Annotated in this window: 15 protein-coding genes and 1 tRNA gene; 14 read left to right on the top strand and 2 right to left on the bottom strand. The window is 37.3% G+C overall.

Going from position 1 to position 14,609, the window contains the following annotated elements; translation table 11 throughout:
* Nucleotides 1-129 precede the first annotated feature (129 nt).
* Complete coding sequence (locus tag ACSSWA_RS11030) at nucleotides 130-462, top strand: hypothetical protein (RefSeq protein WP_437356635.1); 333 nt, start codon at nucleotides 130-132, stop codon at nucleotides 460-462.
* The gene (locus ACSSWA_RS11025; protein WP_437356634.1) at nucleotides 446-676 is read left to right on the top strand and encodes a hypothetical protein; all 231 of its coding nucleotides are present in this window, start codon (nucleotides 446-448) and stop codon (nucleotides 674-676) included. Before ACSSWA_RS11030 ends, ACSSWA_RS11025 begins: the two co-directional genes overlap by 17 nt.
* On the opposite strand, the gene ACSSWA_RS11020 is transcribed toward ACSSWA_RS11025, so the two are convergent.
* Nucleotides 630-1,553 (bottom strand): ABC transporter substrate-binding protein, encoded by a 924-nt coding sequence (locus tag ACSSWA_RS11020; protein ID WP_437356633.1) that lies wholly within the window; start codon nucleotides 1,551-1,553, stop codon nucleotides 630-632. The two genes, ACSSWA_RS11025 and ACSSWA_RS11020, sit on opposite strands and share 47 nt — an antisense overlap.
* A gap of 75 nt (nucleotides 1,554-1,628) precedes the next feature.
* Here ACSSWA_RS11020 and ACSSWA_RS11015 point away from each other — a divergent pair.
* From ACSSWA_RS11015 to ACSSWA_RS10975, 9 genes are all read left to right on the top strand, one after another.
* Nucleotides 1,629-1,701 (top strand) — tRNA-Lys (locus ACSSWA_RS11015).
* 332 nt (nucleotides 1,702-2,033) lie between these two features.
* Nucleotides 2,034-2,501 (top strand): hydrogenase, encoded by a 468-nt coding sequence (locus ACSSWA_RS11010; RefSeq protein WP_437356632.1) that lies wholly within the window; start codon nucleotides 2,034-2,036, stop codon nucleotides 2,499-2,501.
* A gap of 530 nt (nucleotides 2,502-3,031) precedes the next feature.
* Complete coding sequence (locus ACSSWA_RS11005; protein WP_437356631.1) at nucleotides 3,032-4,198, top strand: DNA cytosine methyltransferase; 1,167 nt, start codon at nucleotides 3,032-3,034, stop codon at nucleotides 4,196-4,198.
* 14 nt (nucleotides 4,199-4,212) lie between these two features.
* Complete coding sequence (locus tag ACSSWA_RS11000; RefSeq protein ID WP_437356630.1) at nucleotides 4,213-5,196, top strand: restriction endonuclease PLD domain-containing protein; 984 nt, start codon at nucleotides 4,213-4,215, stop codon at nucleotides 5,194-5,196.
* A gap of 6 nt (nucleotides 5,197-5,202) precedes the next feature.
* Nucleotides 5,203-5,610, top strand: coding sequence for a very short patch repair endonuclease (locus ACSSWA_RS10995; protein WP_437356629.1), 408 nt, complete (start codon nucleotides 5,203-5,205; stop codon nucleotides 5,608-5,610).
* A 653-nt stretch (nucleotides 5,611-6,263) separates the two neighbouring features.
* On the top strand, nucleotides 6,264-6,821 hold the full coding sequence (locus ACSSWA_RS10990; RefSeq protein WP_437356628.1) for a hypothetical protein: 558 nt from the start codon (nucleotides 6,264-6,266) through the stop codon (nucleotides 6,819-6,821).
* A gap of 331 nt (nucleotides 6,822-7,152) precedes the next feature.
* Nucleotides 7,153-7,605: an IS200/IS605 family transposase gene (gene tnpA / locus ACSSWA_RS10985; protein ID WP_437356627.1), complete on the top strand. Its 453-nt coding sequence runs from the start codon at nucleotides 7,153-7,155 to the stop codon at nucleotides 7,603-7,605.
* A 509-nt stretch (nucleotides 7,606-8,114) separates the two neighbouring features.
* Complete coding sequence (locus ACSSWA_RS10980; protein WP_437356626.1) at nucleotides 8,115-8,645, top strand: NAD(P)H-binding protein; 531 nt, start codon at nucleotides 8,115-8,117, stop codon at nucleotides 8,643-8,645.
* Nucleotides 8,646-9,032: 387 nt separating this feature from the next.
* Entirely contained in the window at nucleotides 9,033-9,485 is a 453-nt protein-coding gene (locus ACSSWA_RS10975; RefSeq protein ID WP_437356625.1) for a GNAT family N-acetyltransferase, read from the top strand.
* Between the two features lie 300 nt (nucleotides 9,486-9,785).
* On the opposite strand, the gene ACSSWA_RS10970 is transcribed toward ACSSWA_RS10975, so the two are convergent.
* Nucleotides 9,786-11,075 carry a T9SS type A sorting domain-containing protein gene (locus ACSSWA_RS10970; protein ID WP_437356624.1) on the bottom strand — a complete coding sequence of 430 codons (1,290 nt, stop codon included), beginning with the start codon at nucleotides 11,073-11,075 and terminating at the stop codon, nucleotides 9,786-9,788.
* A 335-nt stretch (nucleotides 11,076-11,410) separates the two neighbouring features.
* Here ACSSWA_RS10970 and ACSSWA_RS10965 point away from each other — a divergent pair, with 335 nt between their 5' ends.
* From ACSSWA_RS10965 to ACSSWA_RS10955, 3 genes are all read left to right on the top strand, one after another.
* Nucleotides 11,411-12,457 carry a CNNM domain-containing protein gene (locus ACSSWA_RS10965; protein WP_437356623.1) on the top strand — a complete coding sequence of 349 codons (1,047 nt, stop codon included), beginning with the start codon at nucleotides 11,411-11,413 and terminating at the stop codon, nucleotides 12,455-12,457.
* A 297-nt stretch (nucleotides 12,458-12,754) separates the two neighbouring features.
* Nucleotides 12,755-14,296 carry an N-6 DNA methylase gene (locus ACSSWA_RS10960; RefSeq protein WP_437356622.1) on the top strand — a complete coding sequence of 514 codons (1,542 nt, stop codon included), beginning with the start codon at nucleotides 12,755-12,757 and terminating at the stop codon, nucleotides 14,294-14,296.
* A complete protein-coding gene (locus tag ACSSWA_RS10955) occupies nucleotides 14,293-14,556 on the top strand; it encodes a DUF1016 N-terminal domain-containing protein (protein WP_437356621.1) in 264 nt (87 codons plus the stop codon). The genes ACSSWA_RS10960 and ACSSWA_RS10955 overlap by 4 nt, the downstream gene beginning before the upstream one ends.
* Nucleotides 14,557-14,609: the final 53 nt, after the last annotated feature.

Genomic DNA, 14,609 nt, shown 5'->3' with positions numbered 1-14,609 from the left:
AATCCCTTTTAAACAAAAATTGTTTGTATGTAAGTTAAATTATAGCGATACGAAAATCAATTCGAAAGAAGATTAATTGAAAATTGAGCGTTTTATAATTAAGTTTAGGTCAAAAAGAAAGTCGATTCAATGGGCGGAATTATATTTTGGGCTATCGTAAGGACGGCGGTATTAATTCCGGCTCTCTGGTTTTTGTACGGGTTGATGGAATATCGGTACTGGTGGTGGCTCGGGATAATCTCGATTTACGGTATTATAATCTATCCGGCTACGATTCAGTACCGTATGTTCAAAGAAAAGAACAAGCAAATAATAGAGGACACGCTCTGCTCGAGCTGCAGATATTTCGACGAGTCGGCGGTTCTTTGCACAAAACACGACGAACACCCGACGCTCGAGTATCTGCCCTGCGACGGCATCGACTGGGAACTGAAAGAAATATCTTATGAAAAAACCAATTAAAAATATTGACGGAAGTCTTAAAGACGATATTTTGTTCTGCACCGAATGCGGCGAGGATTTGAGCCAATTCGGAATCGATTCGGAAATCGATATCGAAAAAGTCCGGGAACGCCATGCAAACTGCAGAGCAACGGGGAAATTCAAAGGCGACAAATGCGCTATGATTTTTATCGCTCAGGATATCGAAGACTTTCTTCCGGATGAAGACGATTAAATAAATCCGCAGCCGCTTCGGCAAATCTCGGACCGGGACGCGAGTACAAATCCCTGTCGACGAAAATCACATTGCCGTTCCGCACCGCTTTCAAATCTTTCCATTCGGGATAGAGTTCGAGTAAATCTCCGGTTTTCAATTTGCCGTCCGAAAGGATAATAATATAGTCGGGATTCCGCTTTAAAATTTCTTCGCGGTTGAAAACCGGATAGTTGATTGACGAATCGTCTGCAATATTTTCGAGTCCGCACAATTCGAGAAATTCGTTCAAAAAAGTGTTTTTGCCCGCCAGCATAATCGGTTTCAATTCGACCGGCAGCATTGCGGTTTTGGGATTGTATTTTCGGGATTTGCTTCGAATCGAATCGAGCAGAGCGTCCCATATTTCTATTTTTTCAGCGGCGTATTTTTCCCTGCCTAGTATCCGCGCGATATCAAGGTACGATTTTTTGACGCCTTCGTAATTGCGCGGATTCGACACAAAGACTTTAAGTCCCAGACTTTTGAATTTGTCGAAAGTTTCTTTGCGATTGCCTTCTACGGTTATAAAAATCAGGTCCGGTTTGAGCGACAGGATTTTTTCGAAATCGACGGTAAGGAGGTCGCCCACTTTTTCCACATTCCGCGCTTCGGGCGGGTAATTGCAATAGAGCGTATTGCCCGCGAGTTTATCGCCCGCGCCCAAATCGAAAATTATTTCGGTCAGATTCGGAGCCAACGATATAATTCTGCCGGGAATCGAATCGATCGATACCCGGTTGCCCAGGTCGTCGATCAACGCAGCGCCTGAGGGCAATTCCCGCTCCTGCTTTCCGGCGCACGAAAGAATCGCAAGTATCAAAAGGAAATAAGCCGCATTCTTAAATAAACTTTTCATAACAGAACGGATTTTTTTGAACTATAAATTAAAAGAAGTTTTGAGTGGGAACCAAAAATTAATTATTTTTGTGACGCTTCCTTAGCTCAGTTGGTAGAGCAGTAGACTCTTAATCTATTGGTCGGGGGTTCGAGTCCCCCAGGAAGCACAAAAAGCTTCTCTTTTAAGCTGAAATCGAAAAAACCGGTTTCAGCTTTTTTTTTACATTTCACTAAAAAGAGGCAATTTAATAATCAGTTTGGCATACAATTATAGATAGTTTGTCTTATATTATTTTTGCCTGTTCTGTTACTCATATCTAATTATTTCAAAGAACGCTCTTTTTAAAAGGAAAAAACCGCTGAAGAAACAGGGGTTCGGCGTCCCTAAAACTCCAACGGCTTTCGGGTTAAACTTAATTCAGAATTATTCAATATTAATTGTAAATGAAAAATAATTCCATTATTATGAAGTATAATATAAAGGACGGAGGCTCAAGTTATGGAAGACGAAATTCGTTTGGATTACGATCATAAATTAATAAAGTACGGTGCGCTTTTATTCTTAATCGGGTTATTAACCGGATTCTTAATCCCCGGCTTGGAAAATCCCAGGATGGGATTATCGAGTCATCTCGAAGGCGTCCAAAACGGAATGTTATTAATGATTTTCGGAGTAATCTGGCCCAAGCTGTCATTGAAATCGGGTATGCTGAAAACCGGTTACATTCTTGCACTTTTCGGGGCTTATGCAAATTGGTTCACAACTTTATTAGCCGCGTTTTGGGGCGCCGGTTCGGTAATGATGCCGATCGCCGGAAATTCTATGCAGGGAACGCTCGTCCAGGAAATCATTATCAAATTTGGGCTTATATCGTTGTCAATATCAATGATTATAGTAAGCGTATTAATACTATTAGGACTGAAGAAAAAGTTAACTGTTGACAACCGCCAGAATAACCATCTGTAATCAGTGACGTATCGGCAACTATATTCTATTGACAAAAAATCAGTATAAAGTTATTTTCGTTGAAGTTATAATAAGCGGGGGTTATTCATATTTCGTTTGAAATCAAATGAAACTGCTATAATTGTTAAGTTTATTATTATCTATGATACAGGCACAAAAAAGATATTCTTAAGGCACTTTTATAATTCATATAATACAAACAAACTATTTCACAAACAAAAATGTAAGTAAGGAATGGATGAATTTCTTAGAGCAATCCCAAGTGATACCGAATTATGATTATATTAACATGTAACTTCAAGAATTAATCTTAAATTTAGTACTGGGTGGAAATTCATTAATACTTTCAGTTTTATCCGCAAAAAAAATAATGTATAACAAGAGGTTCATATGGGCGTTAAAAACTCTATAATACTGTTGCCGTACAGCTTTTTCATTATGCCTTTATGATAAATACAATAAGTTTTACTTGTATTTGATACATTACATTATTACTTTTAATAAAATTCTTTTAATACGAAGGTTTAAAAATGATATTTAAGTTTGGTGAATTATTTTCAGGGCCTGGTGGTATAGGGTTAGCCGCAAAGCTTGCTTCAATCGAACATAATGGTGAAATCTTTAAAATCGAACATGCTTGGGCAACTGATTATGATAAAGATTCGTGTGAAACTTATCGTAATAATATATGTCCGGAAAAGCCTAATACGGTCATTTGTAAAGATATAAGAAAATTAGATTTTGAAATATTAAAAAAAATATCTGATATTGATGCTTTAGCTTTTGGTTTTCCATGTAATGATTTTAGTGTAGTTGGTGAACAAAAAGGTATTAATGGTATATATGGTCCATTGTATACTTATGGTGTTAAAGCTATTAATATTTTTAGACCTAAATGGTTTTTAGCAGAAAATGTTAGTGGCTTGAGAAACTCTAACGAAGGTAAAGCTTTTAAAATAATTATTAACGAATTATTTAATTCAGGATATTCCATATACCCCCATTTATATAAATTCGAAAGATATGGTGTGCCACAAGCAAGGCATCGTATTATAATTATTGGAATAAGAAAAGATTTAAATATTCCATTTGCTATTCCTTCACCGGAACCATTTTCTGAGATTGATATAACATGTAAAAACGCTATTGAGAATCCTCCCATTCCACCTAATGCACCAAATAATGAATTAACTAAGCAATCAAAAATTGTAATTGAAAGATTAAAACATATAAAACCAGGTGAAAATGCATTTACTGCTGACTTACCCGACCATTTAAGGCTTAATGTTAATGGAGCAAAAATAAGCCAGATATATAAACGGTTAGATCCTGATAAACCCGCTTATACTGTTACAGGAAGCGGTGGCGGTGGAACACATGTTTATCATTGGGAAGAACCTAGGGCTTTAACAAACAGAGAAAGGGCTCGTTTACAAACATTTCCTGATAATTTTATTTTTTATGGTTCAAAAGAAAGTGTTAGAAAACAAATTGGAATGGCTGTCCCTGTACGTGGTGTTAAAATAATACTAGAATCCGTTTTAAAAAGTTTTGCTGGAATCGAATATCCGGCTATTGAGCCTAATATACCGCCTATGATACATCCGGAAAACTTAAATTTATATAATACTAATAATACTCAAATAAGGTTATTTGATAACTTAGAGAACTATATAGTACCTAATATAAATTATTAAATATAGGATTTCTCATGATTTCAGAAGATCTTTTCAATGAATTATTGATAAAACCCGTTAAAGAAGGGTGCAATAAATTGTATATAGTTTCTGGATATGCAACTTCAGCAATGGCTTTTCATCATTTAGAAGAAGTCATGCAGATCAGTGAAAATATTAGTATTGAGCTAATTGTAGGTATGTGCCCTTCAGATGGTTTAGCTCTCAGTAATCATCGTGGTTTTCAACAAATTATGGAATCAGATTATAAAGGAAGGTTCAAATGCAGCTATATCACTAAGATGCCTCCAGTACATTCTAAAGTATATGCATGGTTTACTGACGATAAACCCTGTATTGGATTTCTAGGCTCAGCAAATTATACTCAAACTGCATTCTCACAATCAAGAAAAGAAATTATGGCCGTTTGTGATGCCAGTGAAGCATATGAATATTATAATAGTTTAATTGATTATACAATCTACTGTACTCATCAAGACACAGAAAATCTTGTCCAAATATACAATGACAAATTTTTTCTTCATAAGAAACGAGTTAAAGAATTATTACCAGATATTGAGACTCAAGATGCAGGAATAGTAGAAAATATTACAGGTTTACCTTTTGTAACTATTTCTTTTCTAGATAAAAATGGGAATCTGCCAGCAAGATCAGGCTTAAATTGGGGACAAAGGCCAGAGGAAGGACGCGAACCTAATCAAGCCTATATTCGTTTACCATCTTTAATATATAATTCTGATTTTTTCCCACCAAGAAAAGTACATTTTACCGTCTTGACAGACGACTCAAAGATTTTAATTTGTTCCCGAGCTCAAGAAAACGGCAAAGCAATTCATACCCCACATAACAATAGCTTAATTGGCGAGTATTTTAGAAACCGTCTTGGCTTAGCTTCTGGTGCACCTGTTACTAAGGAAGATTTATTAAATTACGGTAGAACAGATGTAACATTCTATAAAATTGATGATGAAACTTATTATATGGATTTTTCAGTATGATGATTTATGGATAATCTTACTAAAGAACAGCGTAGAAAGAATATGCGTAATATTCGTTCCGAAGGTACTAAACCTGAACTTATATTGATGAAGGAATTAAAAAAACGAAAAATATATTTTGCAAAACATGTAAAAAAAATATATGGAAAACCAGACATTGTTTTTCGCAGGAAAAAGATAGTCATTTTTATTGATTCCGATTTTTGGCATGGTCACCCTACCCGCTTTATAGCTCCCAAAACAAATATTAAATACTGGACTGAAAAGATTAAACGTAATAAAAAACGTGATAAGCTTGTAAATGAGAAATTAACTGAACAAGGGTGGTTAGTTTTGCGTTTTTGGGAATATGATATAAAACATAAATTAGAAGAATGTGTTTCAAAAATTCTTAAAGTATATGAATCTCGGTAGCATCGCATCACCCCAGCTTCAACACTACCACGATCACGCATACGTTGAATCGGGAAATATAAGTTTGTTAAAGTATACTCCACCCTGGTTAGTCTATTGTTTGGCGTCATTAATAATTATAGACATTATTGATATATACCCAAACGTTTATTTTAAATCTGACTGGCTTCTATAAAAAGAGCATAATAGAAAGGTTAGCTTTACTAAAGGTTATAAATAGTTTGAAGAGAGATTGGTCTTCGCGACGGGAACCTATAAATCGCTTCATGCGCATTTAGTTGTTCATATCCACGACTAAAGCCGTGGGGTTAAAATTAGTCGACTAATTAGCAGAATTATGGCGTTAATTAGTGAAGCAAATGCACTACAGATTTATTCTGATTACTTAGAGCGAGCGTTCTAACGGTTGCGTTTAATTTTATTTTTCACACGTATGAATCAGGGAGTATAAGGCTTTTATTATCAAATTACTATTGACAAAAAATCAGTATAAAGTTATTTTCGTTGAAGTTATAATAAGCGCTAAGTTATCAGGAAGAACTATTTAACAAACCAGGCTAATCAAATATATTGCCTGTAAATAAGAGGGATATTATTATTTGACTAAGTATTCCAAGCAGAATAAATAGTCTGCAACAAATATCAGAAAAAAAATGAAATTTAGCTTGATCAAAGAAAGAAAAACCTTCTATTTCAGAATATTAATACTGTTTCTCATTGGACTTGCTTTTTATACTTGGTTAGTAGAAAACAAGATTGCCTATTTAATCATACCTTTCATACCGTTAATTCCGCTATTAATATCGCCGTATTATCTTTACCGAAATATTGGCGAAATTGAATTAAACGAAAATCAATTATCGGTTAATACTAAAGGGAACGAGTCACAAACCTTTTTACTAAATGACATTGTAAGAATTAATCTTATTTATGACAGACAGAAAACTAATTCGTTCTATAAGCGGTTTGTCGTGAAAGGTTTTGTAATAAAAATAGAAGTGGAACAAAAAGAAAATATCGTAAGTGAATATAAAATTCTTGTAAAAAATAAGCAGAGAGAACAATTTATAGAATTATTAATGAAACTTTATAAAAGCGGCGTTCGAATAAATGAACGAGATGAACTGGGCGCAAAATGCTTTCTTCTGAAAGGAAATCTTTCATATAAAGAAATTCAGGAAATTAAAAACAAATTTAATCTTTCATGGTAAATGCAAACTAACAATCCGCCCAAAACCGACAATACAAACCCGCAGTCGAACTGAGTTAATAAAGTAGGATGATAATAAAAATTTTTTTGTTTGCGTTGTTTATCCGATATAAATTTCTTATTTACGACTGAGTGACTAACATAGCTGCACGGCGGCATGCACATCTATGACGAGATTTGACGACAATGCAAAGAATGTGAAATCGGGGAGATTAACTAATCCAGCAAGGGATTTTATGAAATTAACCCATCAATTTATTGATGGGAATATATGTTCCGATTAAAGTTAAGTCCTGTAAGGACGATTGATGCCAAAGTCGTAATGGAAAAAAATGGCGCATTCATACACCAACATATTAATTCATTTCATTTTCAGCACAAAGAACCGGGAAAAAATCATTAGCGAAGAATTGCAAGAACGGTTATGGCTTTACATGGGAGGGATCGCCAGGGAAAATAATATGAAGGCGCTTGCCATCGGCGGCGTTGAAGACCACGTCCATCTTTTAATCTCATTACCGCCGACTTTGTCGATTGCCAAAGCCATCCAGTTGATCAAAGGGGGCTCGTCAAAATGGGTGCACGATACATTTCCAAAACACAAATATTTCAAGTGGCAGGAAGGCTATGGGGCGTTTAGCGTGAGTGCATCGCATATTGAAAATACGGTTGCCTATATTAAACGACAAAAAGAACATCATAAGATTAAAACATTTCAAGAAGAATACATTGCTTTTTTGAAAAAACATGAAATTGAATACGATGAAAGATATGTTTGGGGATAATTCCAATCGTCCCTACGGGACTATTCTGGTTTTGAGACTCGTATTTCCCGGCAATGAATTGCCGGATTATTCTCGGATGTCCCTTCGGGACTAATTTCGTTTAGGGACTTAGTATCCTGGAACTGAATTGCTAAGCTATTTCAATCGTCCTTTCAGGACATTTCCGGACTGAGATTAATGACACGCACAAAAATAAAGGAGCATTTTGACGGCTGCTTTGAGCGAACTGGACAGAGAACATTATTCATCTTTTGAATAAGGCGGAAATTTATAAAAATTCATTCAAGACGTGAGAATTGATTTCGAATCAAAACTCATTCACAAATCTGAATATGACAAAATTCTTTACCATCCGGATAACTACCGCACACTTTACCTCCGATACACAGAAACTCGTCATACGCCGTTTTTAATTTCATTTAAAACCTGCCCTTAGAAATTTCCATAAATAAATTGACCGAATACCGGCATTCGTTTATATTTCCATTAAACAAAAGAGTAATTGAAAAATGAAAGCGCTCGTTATCGGAGCAACAGGAGCGACGGGCAAAAATCTGCTCGGGATGGCTCTCAAAGACGACTACTTTACTAAAGTGGATATTTTCGTAAGACGGAACGTAAGTCTGTCAAACGAAAAGTTGACCGTTCGCGTGATTGATTTCGATAAGCCGGACGAGTGGGAAAAGAACGTTACGGGCGACGTCCTGTTTTCGTGTCTGGGAACGACTCGCAGAGACGCAGGCGGCAAAAAAGCGCAATGGAAAGTCGACTACGACTATCAGTACCGGTTTGCAAAAGCCGCCTCAGAAAACGGCGTTCGGAATTACGTTCTGGTTTCTTCCGATCTCGCTTCGTCGAAATCAATTTTCTTCTACACAAAAATGAAGGGCAAATTGGAAGGCGTACCATCTGAATATGGAACAATTGGCTGTCGTGAATACTTGGATATAATTGAAAGAATGAATTGTAAAATCACTTTGATGGGAAAAGATCGGTATCCGGCAGACCACATGGTCTTTATTTGTCAGAAACTCAAATAAGGCTTATAAATTCATACCGTAAAAATTAGCATACGTAATATTATTGTATACCGTAAATAATTATTGCCATTCCAATCGGTTGATTTGAGAAAACGCCGACTCGTTCATTTATAAGGTCCTTTATTTATCAAGAAAATACCAATTGTTTTGAATAAATGATCTTGAACGATCGGATTTGAGTAAGATAATTAAGAGTTAGCCCAAAGACGTTTCAGTCCGGCTTTTTTTATAATGCTCATAAAACCGAATTTAACGGTTAATACAAGTTTTATAATTTAATTTGGGCATTGTTCCGTTAAATAAAATTGTCTATTATTCGAGGTAATTTATTGCGTTCCGGCATCGTTATGCAGTATGGTCGCGTGATAATAAATCCAAGGTTTAAATATGGAAATCAGAAAAGCTGAAAAAACCGATTTTTATAATATAATGTCATGGATAAAAGATGAATGCGAGTGTAAAAATTGGGCGGGAAGTAAAGTACGTTTTCCCTTAGAAATTGAGAATCTGCTGATTGACGTTGAATACTCGAAGGATAACTCGTACTGCCTGGAGGATGAGAATACGATTTTGGCGTTCGGACAACTTCTTCCTCAGAATGGCGAAATAATTCATATGGCAAGAATAATAGTGAATCCCTTATGCAGAGGATTGGGATACGGAAAAATATTTTGCAATAGCTTGCTCGATATTGCGGAACAATTAGGTTACCGTAGAGTGAGTTTAAATGTCTATAGAAACAATACGGCTCCTGTTAAACTATACAAAAAATTAGGATTTAAGGAAGTAGCAGAAAAATCATCGGACGACCGTTGTTATATGGTCTTAACAATGATTTAAAGTCCGGGGAAACCCATATTCATTCTTAGTTCGACATTCAACAAAAATAGGCACACGCACAAAACATGGCTAATTATTTCTACTATCGCCATACATCGTTTTCTGTCTTTATTTAATTACTTTTTTTAGACGTTAAAGAAGATAAATTTTTTAATAATGATTATAATTATCATTGCTTCGTTTGCAATTGCAGCGGGAGCAGAGATATTGGCGAAGATTCATTAAACCGACCGGATTAACAAAGAGAAGAATGGGATTTCCGAATAATAAAGTTAATGAACAGGCGCGCCGGATTTGACGCTATTTCATGTATGCTATCTTCAAAGTTTCAATCCGTTCGTTAGTGTTCAAAACCACAAAATAAATTCCCGAGGTCAATCCGAACGAAGCGGCGTCGAGTCTGAAAAAATGCTCGCCTGCGTTATACTCTTTTCCTTTCAGCAAATCCGCAACTTTTCTTCCGAGCGCGTCGTAAAGAATTACCGAAACGCTCGATGGTTTTGCCAGCCTCCAATGGATTATTGTAGAGGGATTAAAGGGATTGGGATAGTTCCTCAAAAGATTGTTTTCGTTCGGAAGCGGATTTTCTTCCACGCCCGCCAATACATTTCCGTTGTTCCGGGTTTTAAACACGACCCCGTTATCGCACAGTATCCAGCCGCGCTCAGCGGTAGCAAATTCGATGTCGCGCGCGTTTAAAGTAGTGTCGGATATCTTTTCCTCATACCACGTAATTCCTCCGTCGTCGCTGTAATAAAGTCCCCGGTAATTCGTATAACGTATAAACGAAGGATTCTCCGGCAGATATTCTAAATCGTTGGGGAATCCTTTTTCAATGCCGGTATTGATTTTAGTCCAGCTGGCTCCTCCGTCGCCGTTTAGATTAATAACGTCTTCGTCGTTCATTATATGAACGGTAATTCCTCTTTCGGTATCGTAAAATTTTAAAAGTTGTACGGGGTCTTCATGCGGCAATTCATTCCAGCTGTTGCCGGAGTCGGTAGTTTTGTAAGTCCTTTGCGGCATTAAACCGGAGGAATAGAAAAAGCCGGTTGATTTATCTACAAAATCGACGCGACGCCAGATATCGCCGGAGAAGCCGCCGATGCCGCCCGAAGAGCGGTATTCCCAATTCTCGCCGCCGTCGTTCGTTACGAGTATAACGGGATTAACATTGCCCGAAACCGCGTCGCCCATTGCAACGCCTTCGAGTTCGTTAAAGAATTCCACATAATTAATAAATTCGGTAACGCCGGAGTCTTCGAAGCAAAGTTCCAATTCGCCGCCGGGAATGTCGTACTTATAAAGTTTGCCTTTATCGGTTGCCAGAGCCAGGGCAGCCGCGTCAATAAACGACAAATCGATTATTGTTTCGTCAATGCTCAAAACCGCCCGCCAGTTATCTCCTCCGTCCTCCGTATAATAAACCGCGCTTTCTCCTTTGTGGAACGTAATTGCCGCGTGATTTTGATCGTATGCGTCGATAGCAAATGCGAGGGAACCTTTTTGTTCGGGGATTTCGTACTTAATCCATTGTCCGTAAACGGAAGAAAATGCGAGAATAACAATAAGCGTAAATGTGGTTTTCATTATACCTCCGGAATCCGTAATGCGTAATTTATTTGGCGATATATAAATTCCCCTGAAGGATATAACAGTAATTGCAAGTTATAAAATAATTCTCAGTTATCATTAAAATATCTTTCTCATATTTTTTGCATTGGCAAACAATATCTTTTGCCGCAGGCGCGGTCTTATCAATTGGCATTTCGGACGGCAGATACCGGGAATTTATTTGTGTCGTTGTTCTTTTATTCGCGTAATTTGCTACTTAAGAAAAATATCTTTAATGTAGATTTTGAATTCGGCCGGTTGAAATAATCAGTCGACGCGCTTTTATTCAATCACACACTCAAGAAAGAAAAATGGCGGAATTACTAATATATCTGACCCTTGCGCTCGTTGTCTCGTTTTTATGTTCGATTGCGGAAGCGGTAATCCTGTCGGTTTCGATCCCGTTCATCAAAACCAAAGAGACGGAAGGGAAGAAAACCGCAGTTTATCTTAAAAATCTGAAAAGCAAAATCGACAGACCGTTATCGGCAATATTAACAGTCAACACAATAGCTCATACAGTAGGAGCCGCAGGCGTGGGAGCTCAGGCGGTCTATCTCTTCGGCGAAGTCTATTTCGGAATTATATCCGCGGCGCTCACGATAATGATATTGTTCTTTTCGGAAATCATTCCCAAAACAATCGGCGCGGTCTATTGGAGAAAACTCGCATTGCCTTCGGCTATTATTATTATGGCGATGATCTATATAGCATACCCGTTTGTAATAGTTTCCGAATTCATTACTCGATTGATTTCGAAGAATAAGAAAGCGCAAACAATGAGCCGGGACGAAGTCGTTGCATTGGCGCATCTCGGTAAGAAAGAAGGAGTATTAAAAGAAAACGAGAGCAAAGTAATCGACAATTTATTGAAGCTCAACGATCTGAGCGTAAGCGCAATCATGACGCCCCGCACCGTGCTTGTATCCGCGCCCGAAGATACTTTGCTGGGCGAATTCGTTAAACGAAAGGAATATCTGGGATTTTCCAGAATTCCGGTTTATTCGGAAAATATCGACAACATTACCGGCTACATTCTCAATTCCGACGTACTGGCAAAACTTGCCGAAAACAGCGACGAAATAAAACTCAAAGAAATAAAACGACCGATATTAACTTTTTACGAGAATTATTCGATACCGAAAGCCTTCGAAGAATTAATTTTCAAAAAGGAACATATAGCGTTGGTAGTCGACGAGCACGGCGGCACGCGCGGCATTATCACTCTCGAAGACATAATAGAAGCCATGCTCGGTTTGGAAATAATGGACGAAAAAGACATCGAAGCCAATTTACAACTGCTCGCGAAAAAGAAATGGGAAGCGCGCAAGAAAAATCTAAATATCGGGGACGAGTAATAAACCCCTGGGGCTGCTATTCCGCACATTATTATTGACAATACACTTGACATCAATTATTTTTAATTTAATTATTTTTTAAGGGCATTTAATTTGTATTTCCAAATGAAAAACTATGTCTTGATCAATGGCATTCAAAAAAATTCACTAAAGTTTTAAGAAATGTTTTTACTTCTCCATAATATTTACAGGCATAAGAATACCAAGACGTTCTTTATTTTTTTCTAAATCATTTTAATAACCTGATTTTAATTCCGTTAACAAAAATCCTGTATAATTTTAAGGGCAATTTAACTCATGGCTAAAAGAAAAGAAGCGGTTAGCGATAAAAATAATGAACCTATCGAAAAACAACTCTGGAAAGCTGCGGATAAACTTCGCAAAAACATCGACGCAGCGGAATATAAACATATTGTTCTCGGTTTAATCTTTCTGAAATACATTTCGGATTCATTTGAAAGACATTATGAATTACTGAAGAAAGGCGAGGGTGAATACGAAGGCGCCGACCCTGAAGACAGAGACGAATACAAAGCGGAAAATATCTTCTTCGTTCCGCCGTCCGCAAGATGGTCTTATTTACAAAAACGGGCAAAGCTGCCTGAAATAGGAAAAGACATCGATTCCGCAATGGACGCCATTGAAAGAGACAACCCTTCGCTCAAAGACGTCCTTCCAAAAGTTTATGCGCGCGGCAACATAGACCCGACAAATCTCGGCGGCTTAATTGATTTAATAAGCAATATTTCGATTACCCAAAAAGACGGCGATTTTCTCGGAAAAGTATTCGAATATTTTCTCGGGCAATTTGCGCTGGCGGAGGGTAAGAAAGGCGGACAGTTCTATACTCCGCGAAGCGTGGTTCAATTGTTGGTTGAAATGCTCGAACCTTATAAAGGACGCGTTTTCGATCCCTGCTGCGGTTCCGGAGGAATGTTCGTTCAATCCGAGAAATTCGTGGAAAGCCACCAAGGAAACGTAAACGACATTTCGATTTACGGTCAGGAAAGCAATTTAACTACCTGGCGTTTGTGCAAAATGAATCTTGCCATCCGCGGAATTGACAGTTCCCAGGTTAAATGGAATAACGAAGGTTCATTCTTAAACAATGCGCACAAAGATTTGAAAGCGGATTTTGTAATAGCAAATCCGCCGTTTAACGACAGCGACTGGAGCGGCGAACTTTTAAGAAAAGACGCTCGCTGGCAATACGGAATTCCGCCGGTTAACAACGCCAACTATGCCTGGATACAACACTTTATATATCATCTGGCGCCAAACGGACAAGCGGGCTTTGTGCTTGCAAAAGGCGCTCTAACATCCAAAACTTCCGGCGAAGGCGAAATAAGAAAAGCGCTCGTTGAAGCCAGATTAATCGACTGCATCGTTAACCTTCCTTCCAAACTTTTTCTTAATACACAAATACCGGCGAGCTTATGGTTCATCAACAGAAATAAAGAAAACGGAAAATACAGAAACAGAAAAGATGAAATAATTTTTATCGATGCCAGAAATATGGGGCATTTAATAAATAGAAGAACAAGAGAATTTTCCGAAGAAGATATCCAAAAAATTGCAAGCACATTTCATAACTGGAGAAATCCCGACGGAAAATACGAAGACATAAAAGGTTTTTGTAAATCCGCCACAATCGAAGAAGTTGCGGCATTGGATTATGTTCTGACTCCAGGAAGATATGTGGGCTTGCCCGACGAAGAAGACGATTTCGATTTTAACGAAAGGTTTACAAAACTGAAAGCCGAGTTTGAAGAACAATTAAAAGAAGAAGAGAGACTGAATAAATTAATTCTTGATAATCTGAATAAAATAATCCGATGAAAAACGCTGTAAAAAAAATAAATGATGATAAACTTCTGGACGATCTTAAAAAACTAATAGAGGAAAGCAGAAGATTTGTAGCTCTTACTGTTAACTCATCGATGACTCTGCTTTTCTGGAAAATTGGCAATCGCATTAATCAAGATATTCTTTTTAACAAAAGAGCTGAATACGGCAGACAAATTGTCGTTACGGTGTCACGACATTTAACGGCGGAATATGGTAATAGTTTAAGAAAAAATTATGAAAAAGAATGCTGAGCCTGACTAAGAACGTTCGAAAAAAATTAGGTTTTATAATTTTATATATTTAA

The sequence above is a fragment of the Melioribacter sp. Ez-97 genome (genome assembly GCF_051488665.1).
Taxonomy (GTDB): domain Bacteria; phylum Bacteroidota; class Ignavibacteria; order Ignavibacteriales; family Melioribacteraceae; genus Melioribacter.
This window is presented reverse-complemented; position numbering and strand designations above follow the sequence as displayed.

Bases quoted from the DNA above. Each gene is read 5' to 3' on its own strand.
- ACSSWA_RS11010 (WP_437356632.1), top strand. From the start codon at position 2,034: ATGGAAGACGAAATTCGTTTGGATTACGATCATAAATTAATAAAGTAC.
- ACSSWA_RS10990 (WP_437356628.1), top strand. From the start codon at position 6,264: ATGAAATTTAGCTTGATCAAAGAAAGAAAAACCTTCTATTTCAGAATA.
- ACSSWA_RS11025 (WP_437356634.1), top strand. From the start codon at position 446: ATGAAAAAACCAATTAAAAATATTGACGGAAGTCTTAAAGACGATATT.
- ACSSWA_RS11030 (WP_437356635.1), top strand. From the start codon at position 130: ATGGGCGGAATTATATTTTGGGCTATCGTAAGGACGGCGGTATTAATT.
- ACSSWA_RS11020 (WP_437356633.1), bottom strand. From the start codon at position 1,553: ATGAAAAGTTTATTTAAGAATGCGGCTTATTTCCTTTTGATACTTGCG.
- ACSSWA_RS10980 (WP_437356626.1), top strand. From the start codon at position 8,115: ATGAAAGCGCTCGTTATCGGAGCAACAGGAGCGACGGGCAAAAATCTG.
- ACSSWA_RS10965 (WP_437356623.1), top strand. From the start codon at position 11,411: ATGGCGGAATTACTAATATATCTGACCCTTGCGCTCGTTGTCTCGTTT.
- ACSSWA_RS10955 (WP_437356621.1), top strand. From the start codon at position 14,293: ATGAAAAACGCTGTAAAAAAAATAAATGATGATAAACTTCTGGACGAT.
- tnpA (WP_437356627.1), top strand. From the start codon at position 7,153: ATGGCGCATTCATACACCAACATATTAATTCATTTCATTTTCAGCACA.
- ACSSWA_RS10960 (WP_437356622.1), top strand. From the start codon at position 12,755: ATGGCTAAAAGAAAAGAAGCGGTTAGCGATAAAAATAATGAACCTATC.
- ACSSWA_RS10975 (WP_437356625.1), top strand. From the start codon at position 9,033: ATGGAAATCAGAAAAGCTGAAAAAACCGATTTTTATAATATAATGTCA.
- ACSSWA_RS10995 (WP_437356629.1), top strand. From the start codon at position 5,203: ATGGATAATCTTACTAAAGAACAGCGTAGAAAGAATATGCGTAATATT.
- ACSSWA_RS11005 (WP_437356631.1), top strand. From the start codon at position 3,032: ATGATATTTAAGTTTGGTGAATTATTTTCAGGGCCTGGTGGTATAGGG.
- ACSSWA_RS10970 (WP_437356624.1), bottom strand. From the start codon at position 11,075: ATGAAAACCACATTTACGCTTATTGTTATTCTCGCATTTTCTTCCGTT.
- ACSSWA_RS11000 (WP_437356630.1), top strand. From the start codon at position 4,213: ATGATTTCAGAAGATCTTTTCAATGAATTATTGATAAAACCCGTTAAA.